Source organism: Polynucleobacter sp. 80A-SIGWE (assembly GCF_018882295.1).
Taxonomy (GTDB): domain Bacteria; phylum Pseudomonadota; class Gammaproteobacteria; order Burkholderiales; family Burkholderiaceae; genus Polynucleobacter.
In genome coordinates this window covers 788,537-805,712 of the sequence record NZ_JACVOR010000002.1, presented here as the reverse complement: position 1 = coordinate 805,712, position 17,176 = coordinate 788,537, and the positions used below count along the sequence as shown (strand labels likewise).

Here is a 17,176-nt window from a genome sequence, read left to right as displayed (position 1 = left end):
TGTTGAATGAATTACGCATGAAGATCGAAAAAAATACCGTTGTATCCCTGCGCTACAAATTAACCGATGCGCAAAACAATATTATCGAGGAACCAGATTCTCCGATGGTATACCTGCATGGTGGGTATGAGGGCACTTTTCCCAAGATTGAAACCTTATTAGATGGTCAGGACGTGGGCTATGAGGCCAGTATTCAGCTTGAGCCAAGCGAGGCCTTTGGTGAGTACGATCCTGAGTTATTAAAAATCGAGCCACGCGCGCGTTTTCCTGAGCCTTTAGAAGTGGGTATGCAGTTCGAGGGCGTCCCCGATGCTGAAGACGAGAGTGATTCTGCCGATGTGGATGATGAACCCTTGATTTATACCGTTACCGATGTTGCTGACAGTCAAGTTGTACTAGATGGAAATCATCCACTTGCTGGCATGGCACTCCGATTCTGGGTTCAGGTAGAGGACATTCGCGCTGCTACCGATGAAGAGATTGAGAATCGCCATCCTGAGGGTGGTGAGGCATTTGCATTTGGAATGCCTGATGATTCCGATGATGGTGATGATGAATTTACAGGAGATATTTCCAAGCCTGGTAACTCATCACCGACCCTGCATTAAATTACTCTTTAAGCCATTCTTTTAAAGCGCCCAGATCACGCTTGGTGTCGCTGGATTCGCTGGCATCGGATGCTGGCGTGTTGCTCAATTTTGCGAGCGCCTTCTCAAGCATAGCAATTTTGGCCTCTTGTTCAAGGGTGGCATCAATCAAACCTTTTAATGCCATAGACACTGGGTCATCTACATTTGGTGTTACGCCATAAGCAGAAAAGTATTCTTTGGCCTTGCTATCTGGTGTACTTGCCTGCGGCAAATCTGGGTGCAAGATGCGCGCAGGAATGCCCACTGCAGTTGCTCCAGCCGGAATTTCTTTGAGAACTACGGCATTAGATCCAACGCGTGCACCATCGCCCACAGTGAAGCCCCCGAGCACTTTGGCACCTGCGCTAATAACAACGCCTTTACCTAAAGTAGGGTGACGCTTCACACCTTTGTATAGAGAAGTTCCACCCAGGGTGACACCTTGATAAATGGTGCAATCATCACCAATCTCTGTAGTCTCGCCAATGACGATGCCTAGGCCGTGATCTAAAAATACCCGACGACCGATTTTCGCGCCAGGATGAATTTCAATGCCGGTAACAAAGCGAGCTAGCATCGACAGAAGTCGTGCAATCCACTTGAGACCTAAGTTCCAAAGACCATGGGATACCCGATGAATCCATACAGCATGCAAACCTGGATAGCAGGTAATGACCTCTAAGCGATTTCTAGCAGCAGGGTCACGAACAATGATGGAGTCGACTTGGTCGAAAAGCGAATTAAACATAGTGCGATTTTAACGGGTAAAGGCTGAATTTATTTTCTCAAGAGCATCTGCTTGGCAATCCCGCGCAGAAGATCGATTTCTTCTTTCTGGAGGCGAGTTCTGGCAAAGAGGGCTTGCAAACGAGGCATGAGCTTCTTGGGATTGGCAGGGTCAAGATAGCCAATGGCCTGAAGCCCCTCGCGCCAGTGCTCCAACATAGCCGCTACAGCAGCTGGATCCGCATAATCTACCTGTTCAGTATTCGAGTCTGATGGCGATGCCTCCAAATCACCGGCCAAGGACTCCCTGAGTGTGAAGGCGCAGACCATCAAAGCTTGAGCGAGGTTCAATGAGGGGTACAGTGGGTTTGCATCAAGCCATACCCGATGCGTGCAAAGCGATAGATGATGATTATCTAGACCAGTCCGTTCTGGGCCAAACAGGAGTGCAACCCGCTGATTGCCGGCAATAGCAGCCTGAATTAGGGAGCGGGCATCTTGCCAGTTTATGGCTGGCGGCCCAAATTCACGATCACGACTAGTTAAGCCTAGGACTAGGGCGCAGTCTTGAACCGCGGACTCTAGGGAGGGGGATTCCTGGCTGGATTCCAGGATATCGCCGGCGCCGCTTGCTAAAGCAATGGCCTCGGGTGTCTGAGCAACCCCCGGGATCTTCGGTGAAATCAGCCGCAGATCACTAAACCCCATGGTTTTGAGTGCGCGAGCAGCCGAGCCCACATTTCCTGGGTGGCTGGTTTCAACTAGAACCCAGCGTAATAACTGTGCCTGAGCGGTATTCATATTGAAAAGATTTCTTTAGGGGCTTGGGAGTTCAAATGGGCAATCGTTTAGAATCAGGGTGTTAGCTCCTTATTGTCATGCAGTTTGCAATCTGGTGAGCTTGTTCTTATTTAATTTGTCCATCAATACTATGCATCCCATGTTAAATGTGGCCGTTAAGGCTGCCCGTCGTGCCGGAACCGTGATTAATAGAGCCTCTCTGAATTTAGAGCGACTCCAGGTTGACCGCAAACAACATAATGACTTTGTAACCGAGGTGGACAGACAGGCTGAAGCGGCCATTATTGAAACGCTCAGCGAGGCTTACCCAACTCACGGCTTTTTGGCTGAAGAGACTGGCGCTCAAAATGCAGATGCTGAAAACGTATGGATCATTGATCCATTAGATGGCACAACAAACTTTATTCACGGTTTCCCGCAATATGCGGTTTCGATTGCCTTAGCTGTGAATGGTGTAACTCAGCAGGCTGTGGTCTATGACCCAACTCGTGATGAACTCTTTACTGCTACTCGCGGTGCAGGTGCGTATTTAGATCGTCGGCGTTTGCGCGTTGCCACTCAAGATCGTTTGGCTAATTCCTTACTTGGCACCGGTTTCCCATATCGCGAAGATCAAGACTTAGAAAAGTATTTAAAAATCTTTGGCGACATGTCTCGTCAATGTGCTGGTCTTCGTCGCCCTGGTGCTGCATCACTAGATTTAGCTTATGTTGCAGCTGGTCGTTACGATGGATTTTTTGAGAGCGATCTCAAGCCATGGGATATGGCTGCAGGCGCTTTATTGATTACTGAGGCCGGTGGCTTAATCGGCAATTACCGTGGCGAAGAAGGCTTCTTGCAAAGCGGTGAAGTAATGTGTGCAAACCCACGCATCTTTGCTCAGATGGTGCAGTGCCTCTCTAAATATTCCACCTGTTAATTAGGCGGCAGTATTAGTTTTTGATCAGATCGGCGTAACGTACGCCATCTTGATTAATGAGAAGTGCGCTCGCACGTGGTCGCCCGCTTTCGGGGTGATCTAAATCCCAGTCTGATAACACCCAGCGCTGCCATTCTTGGTCTTGTAGGCGCTCTTGATGGTGCTTGGGTAGATGGGTATGTCCGTGAATCAATTGATTGCCAGTCTGATCTCTCAGGACAGCAGCGCAGGCTGCCAAGGTGACATCTGTTTTAGCTTGCGCTACTTCTGGAGAAGAACCCATGGCACGTTGATATTGCACGCCACTATTGCTACGTAAATGATTTGCAATGGAGCGACGCCAATTTAAAGGCAATCGTAGAAATAATTTTTGGATCCACGGTTTACGAACCCATCCGCGGAAAACTTGATAGCCAATGTCTGCCGTGCACAGCGAGTCACCATGACAGAGAACATAGTCAGATCCAGCAATATTAATTTTGCTTGGATCAGTCAAGAGGGTCATACCTGTCTTGCTTAAGAAATGCTTTCCAACTAAAAAGTCTCGATTGCCATGAAGGTAATAGGTTTTAACTTTAGTTGAAAGTGTTGCGAGCGCATGCTTCACTTCTTGCTGAAATGGGGAGTGTAGGGCTGCATCATCTCCAACCCAATACTCAAATAAATCTCCCAAGATAAATACAGCCTCTACCTTAGGAGCATCCTTTTCACAAAAATCAAAGAATCGTTGCGCCGTCAAGGGCATTGACGGCGTGAGATGCAAATCAGAAATGAGTAGCGCGCTCGCGTATTGCGGAATCATTCCTCGAGAACACTTGCCTTTTCAATGACGACATCTTCTGCAGGAACGTCTTGGTGAAAGCCGGCGTTACCAGTTTTCACTTTGCGAATTGCATCAACCACATCAAGGCCGTCTGTGACTTTGCCGAAAACAGCATAACCCCAACCTTGAGCATTCGGAGCGGTGTGGTTTAAGAAGTCATTGTCATTTACGTTAATGAAAAATTGGGCTGTTGCTGAGTGTGGATCGCTAGTGCGAGCCATAGCTACTGTGCCGCGTTCGTTCTTGAGGCCATTGTTTGCTTCGTTCTCAATTTTGGCGCCAGAAGATTTTTCTTTAAGGCCAGCAGTCATGCCGCCGCCTTGAATCATGAAGTTGTCGATCACGCGGTGAAAGATGGTGCCATCGTAGTGGCCGCTTTTCACATACTGTAAAAAATTGGCAACGGTCTTTGGCGCTTTAACAGCATCCAATGAGAGGGTGATGTCACCCTTATTTGTTTTGAGTAGAACTTTAGCCATGATGAATTAACTTTCTAGTGAGTTAGTAGATAAAAACTGTAAAAATTATTTTGAGATTGGTGCGGCTGGTGAAGTTACTTTTTTAGGCGGCTTCAGTATTTCCATTAATGCTTTTGCACGATTGGTGTATTGGCGTTGATTGAGTACGGCATCCTTTGCCGCATTGTCATAGGCCTGCGCAGCAAGACGAATATAGACTTCACCTAAGTTGGCCGAGGCAACTGTATAGCTCGGGCGCAATTTCAAGGCGAGCTCAAGATAATCTCGCGCTTCAATCCAATTGCCTTGGTTTGCGGCAAGTGCGGCTAAGTTGTTATATGGCTCAGGTAGCTCTGGAAACTGCTGGGTTATCTCCACTAAAGTCTTCTTGGCTGCTTCCCACTGACGCATTTCAATCTGCATGCGCGCTTTCACGTATCGGAGTTGCACGTTGCCCGGAGTTTTCTTGAGTTGTTTATTAATCTGATCGATTGCTTCAGGATATTTCTTGGCCTTAACAAGCTTTTCGATATCTGATGGGATGCCGTTTTTAGTAACTGGATCCGGTTCAATAATCAAAAAGGAGAGAAATGGAACCGCCACAGAGTCTGAGAGCTCCGCGTTAAATTGATCGTACCCAGCGTCATTGCCAGCAAGTCTTGGAGGGTCATTGGGACCATAAGAGCCAAGATAGGGCGCTTGAGTGCCTTGAGCACTCGTAGAGGCACTATTCAGGGCCTTGATTTCGGCATCCGCAAGCTGTTGCCCAGGGGTGCTGCAGCCCACAAGTAGTAAAACAGCAAAAATAGTGCTCAAGCCACCCAAATGGGCTGGACGTAGTGAAAAAAGGTTAGCTGGCATAGGGGGTGGGGTGAAAAACTGGCTCATTCGATATACTCAGCGCTCAGTCTAACAAATTGGCGCTACTTGCCCACCTTTATAGCCCCTATGCTGCAAATCTATAACACTCTTAGTCGTTCTAAACAGGCCTTTAAACCCATCGAGCCGGGCAAGGTGAAGATGTATGTCTGTGGAATGACGGTCTATGACTTTTGTCATATTGGCCATGCCCGGGTGATGATTGTGTTTGATATGGTGGTGCGATGGCTACGAGCCAGTGGTTACGAGGTCGTTTACGTCCGTAATATCACCGATATTGACGACAAGATCATCAATCGTGCGGTTGAGAATGGTGAGCCTATTTCCGCTCTGACGCAGCGTTTTATCGATGCTATGCATGCCGACTCAAACGAGTTGGGTTTAATGCACCCTGATCATGAGCCCCGCGCAACTGATTACATAGCGCAAATGCAGGGAATGATTGGCCGCTTGATTGAAAAAGAATTAGCCTATCAAGGCGAAGATGGTGATGTGAATTTCGCTGTTCGCTTGTTTCCAGAATATGGTCGCCTTTCTGGTAAATCTTTAGATGAACTGAATGCAGGTGAGCGTGTCGCCATTGGCGGTGGCAAACGTGATCCACTAGATTTTGTTTTGTGGAAAAGTGCAAAAGCAGATGAGCCTGCCGATACGCGTTGGAAATCCCCTTGGGGTGAAGGCCGCCCTGGATGGCATATCGAATGCTCTGCTATGTCATGTGATTTGCTAGGCGAGCATTTTGATATTCATGGCGGTGGCGCTGATTTGCAATTTCCGCATCACGAGAATGAGATTGCCCAGAGCGAAGGGGCTCTATATGGCCAAGATCACAAAGCCAGTGATCAACCGTTTGTAAATTATTGGATGCATAACGGACATATTCGGGTTAATGAAGAAAAGATGTCCAAGTCATTGGGTAATTTTTTCTTAATCCGTGATGTGCTGAAAAATTTTGATCCTGAGGTTCTGCGTTTCTTTATGTTGCGCGCACACTATCGCAGCCCCATTAACTATAGTGATGCGCAACTCGAGGAAGCCCGCTCCGGCTTGGTTCGTCTGTATACAGCCTTAGCCCATGTTCCATTGAGTAATAAGCCTGTAGACCTTCATTCACCATGGGCGAAGCGCTTTGCTGATGCCATGAACGATGATTTCAATACGCCTGAGGCTATTGCGGCACTCTTTGATTTAGCGAGCGAGGTTAATCGTGCGCACGGTGATGAGAAGGCGCAATTAGCAAATACTCTCAAAGGGCTTGCTGGAACACTTAATTTCTTGCAGCGTGACCCAACCGTATTTTTGCAAGAGGGATCTCGAGGCAGCGATACGGGTTTGTCTGTCACTGCAATTGAAGAGCAGATTGCAGCACGAGTTGCTGCAAAGCAAGCCAAAGATTTTGCTAAAGCAGATTTAATTCGTAAAACATTATTAGAGCAGGGCGTAGTATTGGAAGATAAGCCTGGCGGCCTGACTGAATGGCGCAGAAGTTAATTAAAGAGTTAATTGAAGATTATTTATTTTGAGTAAAGCTGTAGAACAAGTCATCATCGAAGAAGCTGCCCCCGATTATTGGGAGCAAGCTTGTGCTGAGTTAATGAAGCATGACCGTATTCTGAAAAAATTGATTCCTAAATATGACTCGGTTTTTTTGAGAACGCGTGGCGATGTATTCACAACCCTGGCAAGGGCAATTGTTGGTCAACAAATTTCGGTTGCTGCAGCCCAGTCTGTCTGGAACCGAGTTTTATTGGCGTCTAAAAATAAAGTTACCCCTAAAAATATCCTTGCCTTAAGTATTGAAGAATTGCGTGCAGCTGGCTTATCGGGTCGTAAGGTGGAATACATTCGCGACCTAGCTGAACATTTCGATTCTGGCCGTTTACATGCCAATCAGTGGAAAGGCATGGAAGATGAGGTCATCATTAAAGAATTGTGTGATATTCGGGGAATTGGGCGCTGGACAGCCGAAATGTTCCTCATTTTTAATATGGTGAGGCCCAATATTCTCCCTTTGGACGATGCAGGCCTAATTAAGGCTATTTCCCTCAATTACTTCAGCGGAGAGCCTGTCAGTAGGCATGAAGCCCGTGAAGTGGCTGCAAATTGGGCCCCTTGGCGCACTGTAGCCACCTGGTATATGTGGAGAAGTCTCGACCCCGTCCCCGTTGAATATTAAAATCAAGCTATGAAAACGACTTTCCTGGATTTTGAGCAGTCAATCGCTGAACTAGAGTCAAAGATTGAAGAGCTGCAATTTGTGCAAGATGAATCATCAGTAGATATTTCTGATGAGATCAAAACGCTTACCGAAAAAAGTCAGCAGCTGACTAAAGATATTTATTCGAACCTAAGCCCTTGGCAGGTTTCACAAGTAGCGCGTCATCCACAGCGTCCTTACACACTGGATTATGTCAGCGCATTGTTCACAGATTTTCATGAGCTTCATGGCGACCGTAATTTTGCAGATGATCAATCCATCATTACTGGCTTAGCCCGTTTTGAGAATCAACCTTGCGTTGTTATTGGTCACCAAAAGGGTCGCGATACTAAAGAACGTGCTTTAAGAAACTTTGGTATGAGTCGTCCAGAGGGTTACCGTAAAGCAAAGCGTGTTATGCGCTTGGCAGAAAAATTTAAGTTACCTGTGTTCACTTTTGTGGATACACCAGGCGCATTCCCAGGCATCGATGCTGAAGAGCGTAACCAGTCAGAAGCGATTGGCCACAATCTCTATGTTCAGGCTGAACTAGAAGTTCCAATCATCGCCACCATTATTGGTGAGGGTGGTTCTGGTGGCGCACTAGCTATTGCTATGGGCGACGTGGTGTTGATGTTGCAAAACTCAACCTACTCTGTGATTTCACCTGAAGGCTGCGCATCTATTCTTTGGAAGACTGCTGATAAAGCACCAGAAGCTGCAGAGCAACTGGGTTTGACTGCGCAACGTTTAAAAGCAATTGGCTTGATCGACAAGATCGTAGCTGAGCCAACTGGTGGTGCGCATCGTGATTACGACGCAATGATGAGCAGTATGCGCAAAGCCTTAACTGAGTCACTCAAGACTTTCGATGGCATGAAAGTCGATGCGCTTCTTGAGCGTCGTCATGAACGCTTGATGAGCTATGGCAAGTTCAAGGAAATCGAAACCAAGCCTTAAGGCAAAAACCAAAGCAGCCAAACGTATTGGGCTCGCCTTAAGTGGTGGGCTTGATTCGGTTGTGTTGCTCGATACCGTTTGTAAAGCGATTCAAAAAAATTCAACTCAAGAGTCAACCGAAGTTTGGGTTTTTCATATTCATCACGGTTTACAAAAGCCTGCAGATCAATGGCTGGAGTTCTGCGAGAAGCTGGCTAAAAAGTATCAAGTGCATTTTGACTTCCGTCTATTGCATTTCGCAGATCAATCCCAGGGCAATATCGAAGCCAGAGCAAGGGCAGAGCGCTACGACGCTTTAACTGACTTATGCATTGAGCATGGCATTGAAGATCTAATGCTGGCCCATCACCAAAATGATCAGGCGGAAACCGTGCTCTTGCAACTCTTACGTGGATCTGGGGTGGCGGGCCTCTCTGGTATGCCACTCAATCGCGTTAATACAAAAGATCCAAGCACAAAAGATGCCAACTCTATTACTCTTTGGCGCCCGCTCTTAAATCAAAGTAAGGCTGAGTTAGAGGCCTACGCCAAAGAACATAAACTGAAATGGGTAGAAGACCCCAGCAATCAAAATACGCGCTATCGTCGTAACGCTGTTCGCAAAGAAATTATTCCGAGGTTGGAAAAAATTCAGCCTGGTGCAATTGCCAATTTGGCTCGCAGCGCAGACTTGTTAGCTCAATCCCAAGTCCTGTTAGATCGTTTAGCTAAGCGGGATGGAAAAGGGATTCTTGAAGATAAGAACCTGAAACTAAAACCGCTTCTGGCATTCGCAAATGCTGATAGGCCTGCTGCCAATAATTTGCTGCGCTATTGGCTCAAGTTAAATAATCTAGCTATGCCTTCTCAAGAACGACTTGAATCTTGGTGGAGGGATCTAAACGCTGTCAAATCCGATTCAAGCTTAGAGTGGCAGCATGATGAGGTGAGTATTTATTTGTGGCGTAACACCTTGCAAGTGGCCAAGCCCAAAGTCGGGCAATGGGTGTTTCAGGATGTGCCCACAAGAGGTAAGTTACTTGGACTGCCCGCGGATTGGGTTAATCAAGCCCAGGCAGAAGGTCGTGTTGAGGAAAGACCGCGTCAGGGGGCGGAAAAAATTCAAATCAAGCCCAATACCCCGCGCAAGACGCTCAAGAACCTTTTCCAGGAGTCTGATACGCCGCCTTGGGAGCGGCAGGCGCCACTGCTCTATATCAACGAGCAGCTTGTGGCTGTAGCAGGGGTGGGCGTGAGCTACCCGCATTTAGCGTCTACTGGTAGGCGAGTCCTGCCTGCATGGCTTGAGTAGCCATAAAACCCTGTAAAATAAGCCCCTTTTAGACCCTAGGGAATTACATTCCCTGTAAATAGACAATACGACGGTTTTTATGGCTCTTATCGTTCATAAGTATGGTGGCACCTCAATGGGCTCGGTTGAGCGCATTCAGAATGTCGCTAAACGCGTTGCCAAGTGGATGCGTGCAGGTCACCAGGTAGTTGTGGTGCCTTCAGCTATGTCTGGCGAAACCAATCGTTTGCTTGGTTTGGCAAAAGATATCAATCCCAATGCAAACCCACGCGAACTCGATCAAATCGCCTCAACAGGCGAGCAAGTGAGCTCTGGCTTATTAGCCTTGGCATTGCTACGTGAAGGTGTTGATGCAGTCAGTTATGCTGGTTGGCAGGTAACAGTCCACACCGATTCTTCATTTACTAAAGCGCGCATCAAGAGCATTGACGACAAGAAAATTCTTGCCGATCTCAATGCGGGTCGTGCAGTAGTGGTAACTGGTTTCCAAGGCGTAGACCCTAACGGCAACATCACCACTTTAGGTCGCGGCGGTTCAGATACATCAGCTGTTGCAATGGCTGCAGCACTTAAGGCAGATGAGTGCTTGATCTATACCGACGTAGACGGTGTCTATACGACTGACCCACGCGTTTGCGAAGATGCACGTCGCCTGGACAAAATTACTTTTGAAGAAATGCTAGAAATGGCAAGTCTGGGTTCAAAGGTATTGCAGATTCGTTCAGTTGAGTTTGCAGGTAAGTACAAAGTTAAAACCCGTGTTCTGTCATCACTGACAGATCCGTTGATGCCCCTTGATCAAGAGATGAAGTCGGGCACCTTGATTACATTTGAAGAGGACAGCACTATGGAAGCCGCAGTTATTTCCGGCATCGCCTTTGCGCGTGATGAAGCAAAAATTACCGTTCTTGGAGTTCCTGATCGCCCAGGTATCGCCTATCAAATTTTGGGTCCAATTGCGGATGCCAATATTGATGTGGACATCATCATTCAGAACCAATCATTTGAAGGTAAGACAGACTTCACTTTTACAGTTCCACGCGCCGATTATCAAAAGGCCCTGGACTTGCTCAAGAACAATGTTCAAGCCCATATCGAAGCTAAAGAAATCACTGGTGATCCAAAGGTTTCTAAAGTGTCCGTGGTTGGCGTTGGTATGCGTTCCCACGTTGGCGTTGCTAGCAAAATGTTCCGTACATTATCGGAAGAGGGCATTAATATTTTGATGATCTCTACTAGCGAAATTAAGATTTCTGTTGTGATCGATGAGAAATACATGGAGTTGGCTGTTCGTGCTCTCCATAAGGCTTTTGAGCTCGATCAGAAGTAAAAATACGCAGTAAACGCTTTAAAACCGCAGTAAAAACCCGCAGTCAACGGAATCCGTTAAACTGTGGGTCGTTGTAAAGGCATCAAGCAGGGAGACGTGGCCGAGCTGGTCGAAGGCACTCCCCTGCTAAGGGAGCATCGGGGCTAAAACTCTGATCGGAGGTTCGAATCCTCTCGTCTCCGCCAAAATCCTTGTGATTTAACTGCTTGAGCCGCTACGACAAATAACTAAGCCCCTTAACCGGGGCTTTTTTATTGCCCATTTCAAGGCTACGCCTACAACTCCTTGGCGACACATCCGCCAAATCCCACCGGCTTCAACCATTTGACCCCTTTTTTCTTTGTGCGCATAAATATTTATTACTAAAGTTCACAACTTCACAACTTCTGTAGTATAGTAATGGCAAAGGAGGGTAAATGAGAAGAGCGATACCAAAAACACATCAAGCTTTAGATTGGATAGGGAAGGGAATGACCGCAGCTCAAGCCGCTAGGAAGATGGAAATTTCAGAATCTAGCGTCTACGCCGCCTTAAGAAAAACAAAAGCAAAAGATTCAGGTTGTTGTCCAACGTGTGGTCACAAATTAAGGAAATAAGATGAAAAAAACTCTATTAGCTGTTGCCTCAATCTCCGTAGCTGCCTTTGCATACGCAAATACCTCATCTGATTCTTCTGAATTAGTTAGCCAGCAATGCAAGATCTCAGCTGAAGCGGTTTCAACATTAAAAAGTTTGCGTTATGGCAATACATCGATTCGTAAGGATGTGGCCGGTCTAATTAATTTGAATCTCAAGGTTCAGGAAAATAAAGATGCAGCGCAGATGACCTTAAACCGTATGGTTGACGATCAAGTCAATTCAGCATCAGCACTGGAAGCAAAGTACTGCTCTTAATGCTGTGTGAATGGGTTTTCCCAGTCATTAATAGAGGTGTGTGATGACCCATTCATTTGAATGTCCAGAATGTGGCAACCCCAGGGGGATGCTTGGGGAATGTCGTCAATGCGGCAGTGAGGAGCTTCCAATTCCGCATAGCGATACGATGGTCATGAATTTAAAGTTCGATAGTCCAAGTGCTGAAGAGGCATTGGACCGCTTAACCGTTGCCTTACGCCGCGCATCAGAAGTCGGTATTAAAGCAATGATCCTGATCCATGGGTATGGAGCAAGCGGTGAGGGTGGAAGAATTAGGCGGGCAGTACATGACGCCCTTGAAAATAACTATTTTTCAGATCGGGTGGATGAATACCATTTTGGGGAACAAGCCGCCTTTGGTAGCGAGGCTTATCATGCGCTTTTGCGAAGAAGGCCGGGCCTTAAAGCCTATCTTAAGCACTTCAAAGAAGGTAATGCCGGTATGACAGTTCTAATACTGTAATTACTGAGTGGAATTGCTTAGAATGGATCTATTAATTCCTTTAAGTGCTATCAACTAGGAGTGGTAATGACTGCTAAAAAATCAACTATCCACCATGAAGAAGCTCAGATTAACTCTGAGAATTTAATTGGCGACTTCAAGGCGCTTATGGCGGATGCTGAAGATCTTATTAAAGCAACAGCAAGCCATGAGGATGGACCTCTGAGTGCTATTCGTTCAAAGGCTTTAGATACGCTCAATAACGCTAAAGAAAGCCTTTCTTCTGTAGAAGGTACTTTGACTGAAAAGGCCAAAGTAGTTGCTGAAGGTGCCGATGAATTTGTTCATCGCAATCCCTGGGAGGCCGTCGGCGTTGCTGCTGGTCTTGGTCTTTTGATTGGCCTTTTTATTCGTCGTCGCTAGGTATCCATGTCACAGGAAAATCTTTTATCTTCCCTTAAGAATCTCGTCTCAACGGGGGCATCAATTGCCCAGACTCGTCTAGAGTTGATTTCTACAGATGTTCAGATTGCACGCGCAAAGTTTCTGAGTCTGCTGGTCATGATCATCTTTACCTTATTTTTCTTATTTTTTGGTTTAGTGATGCTGGCCTTGCTCATTGTTATTTTTAGCTGGGAGGCTGATCGCATCTTTGCATTAAGTCTGCTCACTGGTGGATTCTTATCCGTCGGAATTATTCTGGCGCTGGTAGTCTTGCGCTCACTGAAGACCATGCCTAAATTATTTGAGGCAACCATTACTGAGTTATCCAAAGATCGCCAGGAGCTTGCTAAGCGATGAGTCGAAAGATTTCAGAGCTTCTAGCTCGCCAGCGGGTTCTTCAGGAGCGTGCAGCCCAAGAGCGTGCTGATTTTGCCTTGCATTTTGAGCCAATAGAAAAGCCCTTATCTTGGGCTGACAAGGGTATTGATGCCTTTAACTTTGTGAAGGACACCCCAGTGCTGTGGACTAGTGCATTTGCTGTATTGGCCCACTACAAGCCCAAGCTTGCCAGCAAGGCGCTCGCTGTAGGTTGGGGCGCTGTCAAACTACTCAAAACTGCAAAGAAGCTGGTGTAACTCCAGTCTCTAGGCTATCAATATCGTTTTATTGACAATACCTTTTTGAGTCAGAAGTTCACCACCATTTAAACCGGCGATTTCTAAAAAAGTTAAAGCGCCCGCTACTTCAAATCCCGCTTTTTTAAGCAACTGACTGGCCGCAATGATGGTTCCGCCGGTAGCTAAAACATCATCCAGGATCAAAACTCGTGCCCCAGCTGGCAGGGTGGATTGTTGGATCTCCAGAGAATCGGAGCCGTATTCCAGGCCATAGGATTCTCGATGGCTAGCTAAGGGTAGCTTATTGGGTTTTCGGGCTAATGCGAGCCCCTTATGAGCTTGGTGAGCTAGGGCAGCGCCAAAGATAAAGCCACGTGACTCTATGCCTAGAATATGGCTGTAGTCAAACTGCTGAGCCAGCGCCTCTAGTTGCAGGATAGCCTCCCTAAACGCCGCTGGATTGGCTAAAAGCGGGGAGATATCCCTGAATAGGATCCCTGGCTTAGGAAAGTCAGGTACTCCGGGTAGATAATCTAATAAATTCATTTTTGACTGATATGAAAACACAATTACTCATTATTACCGCACTAGAGTCCGAGCTTGATAAAAGCGCATTGCCGGCTGGTGTCGAGATTGTGTATTCAGGAGTTGGAAAAATTAATGCAACTGCTACAAGTATTCGGGCTATTCATGAATTTCAGCCAAAGAAGATAGTGAACTTTGGGACTGTTGGCAAAATCAACTCGAAATTGCATGGCTTATTAGAAATCGGCAAGGTAATACAGCGCGACATGATGACAGTGCCGCTAGCTCCTAGAGGTCAGACCCCGTTTTGCCCCAAGCCTTCTCAATACCTATCCTTGGGCGGGGAACATACTTGCGGAACTGGTGATAGTTTTGTGACCGCCCATGATCCTTGGCTTATTTCTCAAGGCGTGGATGTGGTCGACATGGAGCTATTTGCGATTGCAAATATGGCCTATCAATTTAATATTCCCTGGCAGTCGTTTAAGTACGTAACCGACGATGCTAATGCGGACTCTGGCAATGAATGGACGCACCGCGTTAATCACGGTCAAGAGCTCTATCTAGAAAAGCTCAAAGAGCTGATGAGTGCTTAAAGATAGCCCAGCAATCTAGTCATGCAAATGAATAAGCGTAAACCTTGGCTAAAAAACTATCTCGAGGGCGTTCCCCATGAGATTGATTTGGCGGCTTACTCGTCGGTTGTGGAGTTGATAGAAGAATCATTTCAGGCTTATCCGGATCGCATGGCAATTGAGTCTATGGGTCACCCCATTAGCTACCGGCAGCTTGATGTCCTATCTAAGGACTTTGCCGCTTATTTACAAACCTTAGGTCTGGAAGCGGGCGCTCGAATTGGCATCATGTTCCCTAATGTTCCGCAATACTTGATTGCGATGCTGGGCACTCTGCGTGCGGGTTTTGTGGTGGTGAATATTAATCCGCTCTACACCGCTCGTGAACTCGAACATCAATTGCAGGACAGCGGCGCATCCATCCTAGTGATGCTAGAAAACTTCGCACATGTTTACCAAGATATTGCCAAACAAGGGCTTGTGAAAAAAGTGATTGTGAGTAGCTTGGGTGAGTCTTTGGGTCCGAAGGGCGTCATTGTGAATTTGATTGCTCGCCACATCAAGAAACTCATCCCGCATTGGAATTTTCCTTGCGTTAAATTTAATCAAGCCCTTAAGATTGGCTCTGGACATGGCTTTACCAGGCCAAATATTGTCTTAGAAGATATTGCTTTTTTGCAATACACGGGTGGCACAACTGGCGTATCTAAAGGCGCTGTTTTATTGCACCGAAATATATTGGCCAACCTGATTCAAATTGAGTCTTGGCTTGAGCCCGCCTTAATTAAGCGACGCGAGCAACAGCTAGTGTTTTTATGCGCCTTGCCAATGACCCATATTTTTGCGCTGACTGCTTGTGGACTGCTTGGAATGCGTAAGGGTGGAAAGTTATTACTGGTTGCAAATCCTCGAGACATTACTGCCTTCATCAAGCTCTTAATAAAGCATCCCGAAATTAATATTTTCCCGGGTGTGAATACACTATTCCACGCGCTGATTCACCATCCTGAGTTTAAGAATGTGAGATTGCCCAATTTATTGGTAACCATTGGTGGTGGCATGGCCGTACTCAAGAAGACTGCTGATTTTTGGCACAAGCTTACAGGCGTTTCTATTGCTCAGGGCTATGGCCTTTCTGAGACTTCGCCGGTAGTCTGCGTCAATACTCCTTTTGTAAAAGAATTTACTGGATCCATTGGTATGCCAGTGCCCAGCACAGACGTCCTGATATTGGGCGATGATGGGCTGGAAGTTCCGTTTGGTTCGCCTGGAGAGATCTGCATCAAGGGGCCGCAAGTCATGGCGGGGTATTGGAATAGACCGGAAGAGACCGAGCAATTTATTACGCCGGAGGGTTATTTCAAGTCTGGTGATATTGGCATCATGAGCCCCGAGGGTTACGTGCAGATTGTGGATCGCAAGAAAGACATGATTGTGGTTGCTGGCTTCAAAGTATTTCCTAATGAAATTGAAGAAGTGATTTCATTAATGCCGGGTGTGCGGGAGTGTGCTGTTATTGGATTCCCGCACCGCAAACTTGGCGAGATTGTGAAGGCTTATATAGTCAAAGAGCAGCCTGAACTAACCGAGGCACAAGTTATTCAGTATTGCAAAGAGCAAATGACGAGTTACAAGCGCCCCAGAAAAATTGCCTTTATTGATGAAATGCCCAAGTCTAATGTTGGCAAAATTCTGCGCAGGCATCTACGCGATTTATAAATGCTACAAACCGCCACCAAAGCGGTATTGCCAAGAAATGCCATACAAGTCATAGCTATTATTCGTTCTAGAGTACGCGCCAGTACTTGCTGATAGTCGTACGGAGTTATGTTTATTTACCGGATATGACATCGTTGTGCCAAAGCGCCAGTTTTCTTGACTGCCGCTAATGGGGTTGCCGTTGACATAGGATTGTCCGCCGGTGAAGTAGGTGGCATCGACCGAGATCCAGGCTGTATTCTGAAAATAGTAAATCGCGTGTGTCTGAGTTGAGTAGACGGGGTTTTGAGAGAGTGAGTTACCGCCCATAAAGTTGGTATTGCTAGTGTAGAAAATACCTGCACCAGCCAACTCAAATCTCCAGGGGCCTAGCGCCTTAGAGATGCCTAGACCGGGCTGGATAAACCAACGATTTGCGCCGACATTAATCAGCTGGTTGTCATCGTACTTGCCCCATGGTACCGATGCTGCAAGACTGACGCCCACAATCAGATCTTGCTGATAGTTCTTAAATTGATCTAGCGTTAATGCTGGTGCGCCATATAGGTTCACCGCAGCTTTGATGAGGGGGTCAGATAAACCTTCGGCACTGGCATTGACTGTTCGACCGCCAACATTGCTCGACCCACTCAATTGGCCATATGGAAGAACTAGGGTGATTTTTCCGGATTGGCCAAATGCATCAAAGATGTGGGTAAGACCCAGCACTTCACTAGTGAGTGTGTAATTACCGGCTTTCGCTTGCGCGACACCTGCACTGATGAAGTTAATGCCGACTGGTGCATTGGAATAGGTTCGCGCCTCGATTTCTTGTGCATAAGAAAGGGCGGGAAATAAAGTACTTAAGGTAAGCGCTAGAAATGCAAATACCCTAAAACTCCTGCCTTGACGAATAGAGGATGACTTCATCATCAAGGCAGTCTTGC

General features: G+C 46.7%; 21 protein-coding genes and 1 tRNA gene. 15 read left to right on the top strand and 7 right to left on the bottom strand.

Annotated features, from left to right (window positions below; genetic code table 11):
- The first annotated feature begins 17 nt into the window (after positions 1-17).
- Positions 18-608 carry a peptidylprolyl isomerase gene (locus tag ICN25_RS08900; RefSeq protein ID WP_216182298.1) on the top strand — a complete coding sequence of 197 codons (591 nt, stop codon included), beginning with the start codon at positions 18-20 and terminating at the stop codon, positions 606-608.
- A 1-nt stretch (position 609) separates the two neighbouring features.
- Here the strand turns inward: ICN25_RS08900 and cysE are convergent, their stop codons facing one another.
- Together cysE and ICN25_RS08890 are read right to left on the bottom strand one after the other, a co-directional pair.
- The gene (gene cysE, locus ICN25_RS08895; protein WP_216181619.1) at positions 610-1,377 is read right to left on the bottom strand and encodes a serine O-acetyltransferase; all 768 of its coding nucleotides are present in this window, start codon (positions 1,375-1,377) and stop codon (positions 610-612) included.
- A 29-nt stretch (positions 1,378-1,406) separates the two neighbouring features.
- Positions 1,407-2,156: an RNA methyltransferase gene (locus tag ICN25_RS08890; RefSeq protein WP_216181617.1), complete on the bottom strand. Its 750-nt coding sequence runs from the start codon at positions 2,154-2,156 to the stop codon at positions 1,407-1,409.
- A 130-nt stretch (positions 2,157-2,286) separates the two neighbouring features.
- Between ICN25_RS08890 and ICN25_RS08885 the strand changes: the two genes are divergently transcribed.
- The gene (locus tag ICN25_RS08885; RefSeq protein WP_216181614.1) at positions 2,287-3,075 is read left to right on the top strand and encodes an inositol monophosphatase family protein; all 789 of its coding nucleotides are present in this window, start codon (positions 2,287-2,289) and stop codon (positions 3,073-3,075) included.
- 13 nt (positions 3,076-3,088) lie between these two features.
- On the opposite strand, the gene ICN25_RS08880 is transcribed toward ICN25_RS08885, so the two are convergent.
- The 3 genes from ICN25_RS08880 to ICN25_RS08870 are packed head-to-tail and all read right to left on the bottom strand — an operon-like array spanning position 3,089 to position 5,217.
- Positions 3,089-3,877, bottom strand: a complete 789-nt coding sequence (locus ICN25_RS08880; protein WP_216181611.1) for a UDP-2,3-diacylglucosamine diphosphatase — start codon at positions 3,875-3,877, stop codon at positions 3,089-3,091.
- A complete protein-coding gene (locus ICN25_RS08875) occupies positions 3,874-4,377 on the bottom strand; it encodes a peptidylprolyl isomerase (RefSeq protein ID WP_216181608.1) in 504 nt (167 codons plus the stop codon). The genes ICN25_RS08880 and ICN25_RS08875 overlap by 4 nt, the downstream gene beginning before the upstream one ends.
- 45 nt (positions 4,378-4,422) lie before the next feature.
- The gene (locus ICN25_RS08870) at positions 4,423-5,217 is read right to left on the bottom strand and encodes a tetratricopeptide repeat protein (protein WP_255536739.1); all 795 of its coding nucleotides are present in this window, start codon (positions 5,215-5,217) and stop codon (positions 4,423-4,425) included.
- Between the two features lie 87 nt (positions 5,218-5,304).
- On the opposite strand from ICN25_RS08870, the gene cysS reads away from it, so the two are divergent.
- The 11 genes from cysS to ICN25_RS08815 all read left to right on the top strand — a co-directional run bounded on the left by cysS (position 5,305) and on the right by ICN25_RS08815 (position 13,449).
- Positions 5,305-6,726, top strand: coding sequence for a cysteine--tRNA ligase (cysS, locus tag ICN25_RS08865; protein WP_216181602.1), 1,422 nt, complete (start codon positions 5,305-5,307; stop codon positions 6,724-6,726).
- A 28-nt stretch (positions 6,727-6,754) separates the two neighbouring features.
- A complete protein-coding gene (locus ICN25_RS08860; protein ID WP_216181599.1) occupies positions 6,755-7,411 on the top strand; it encodes a DNA-3-methyladenine glycosylase in 657 nt (218 codons plus the stop codon).
- 9 nt (positions 7,412-7,420) lie between these two features.
- Positions 7,421-8,392 (top strand): acetyl-CoA carboxylase carboxyltransferase subunit alpha, encoded by a 972-nt coding sequence (locus ICN25_RS08855; protein ID WP_216181596.1) that lies wholly within the window; start codon positions 7,421-7,423, stop codon positions 8,390-8,392.
- Positions 8,358-9,683 (top strand): tRNA lysidine(34) synthetase TilS, encoded by a 1,326-nt coding sequence (tilS, locus tag ICN25_RS08850; protein WP_216181593.1) that lies wholly within the window; start codon positions 8,358-8,360, stop codon positions 9,681-9,683. The genes ICN25_RS08855 and tilS overlap by 35 nt, the downstream gene beginning before the upstream one ends.
- A gap of 79 nt (positions 9,684-9,762) precedes the next feature.
- A complete protein-coding gene (locus ICN25_RS08845) occupies positions 9,763-11,013 on the top strand; it encodes an aspartate kinase (protein ID WP_216181578.1) in 1,251 nt (416 codons plus the stop codon).
- A 90-nt stretch (positions 11,014-11,103) separates the two neighbouring features.
- A tRNA-Ser gene (locus ICN25_RS08840) sits at positions 11,104-11,198 on the top strand.
- 412 nt (positions 11,199-11,610) lie between these two features.
- Positions 11,611-11,907, top strand: a complete 297-nt coding sequence (locus ICN25_RS08835) for a hypothetical protein (RefSeq protein ID WP_216181575.1) — start codon at positions 11,611-11,613, stop codon at positions 11,905-11,907.
- Positions 11,908-11,950: 43 nt separating this feature from the next.
- Complete coding sequence (locus ICN25_RS08830; RefSeq protein WP_216181572.1) at positions 11,951-12,391, top strand: Smr/MutS family protein; 441 nt, start codon at positions 11,951-11,953, stop codon at positions 12,389-12,391.
- Positions 12,392-12,457: 66 nt separating this feature from the next.
- On the top strand, positions 12,458-12,793 hold the full coding sequence (locus ICN25_RS08825; RefSeq protein WP_216181569.1) for a YqjD family protein: 336 nt from the start codon (positions 12,458-12,460) through the stop codon (positions 12,791-12,793).
- 6 nt (positions 12,794-12,799) lie between these two features.
- Positions 12,800-13,171, top strand: coding sequence for a phage holin family protein (locus ICN25_RS08820; protein ID WP_216181566.1), 372 nt, complete (start codon positions 12,800-12,802; stop codon positions 13,169-13,171).
- Positions 13,168-13,449, top strand: coding sequence for a YqjK-like family protein (locus ICN25_RS08815; RefSeq protein ID WP_216181563.1), 282 nt, complete (start codon positions 13,168-13,170; stop codon positions 13,447-13,449). Before ICN25_RS08820 ends, ICN25_RS08815 begins: the two co-directional genes overlap by 4 nt.
- Before the next feature lie 9 nt (positions 13,450-13,458).
- On the opposite strand, the gene ICN25_RS08810 is transcribed toward ICN25_RS08815, so the two are convergent.
- Complete coding sequence (locus tag ICN25_RS08810; RefSeq protein WP_216181560.1) at positions 13,459-13,977, bottom strand: adenine phosphoribosyltransferase; 519 nt, start codon at positions 13,975-13,977, stop codon at positions 13,459-13,461.
- Positions 13,978-13,988: 11 nt separating this feature from the next.
- Here ICN25_RS08810 and ICN25_RS08805 point away from each other — a divergent pair, with 11 nt between their 5' ends.
- Both ICN25_RS08805 and ICN25_RS08800 read left to right on the top strand, forming a co-directional pair.
- The gene (locus ICN25_RS08805) at positions 13,989-14,552 is read left to right on the top strand and encodes a 5'-methylthioadenosine nucleosidase (RefSeq protein ID WP_216181557.1); all 564 of its coding nucleotides are present in this window, start codon (positions 13,989-13,991) and stop codon (positions 14,550-14,552) included.
- Positions 14,553-14,579: 27 nt separating this feature from the next.
- Positions 14,580-16,250, top strand: coding sequence for an AMP-binding protein (locus ICN25_RS08800; RefSeq protein ID WP_370624719.1), 1,671 nt, complete (start codon positions 14,580-14,582; stop codon positions 16,248-16,250).
- 3 nt (positions 16,251-16,253) lie between these two features.
- Here ICN25_RS08800 and ICN25_RS08795 read toward each other — a convergent pair whose 3' ends face one another.
- Positions 16,254-17,162, bottom strand: a complete 909-nt coding sequence (locus ICN25_RS08795; protein ID WP_216181553.1) for a transporter — start codon at positions 17,160-17,162, stop codon at positions 16,254-16,256.
- Positions 17,163-17,176 lie beyond the last annotated feature (14 nt).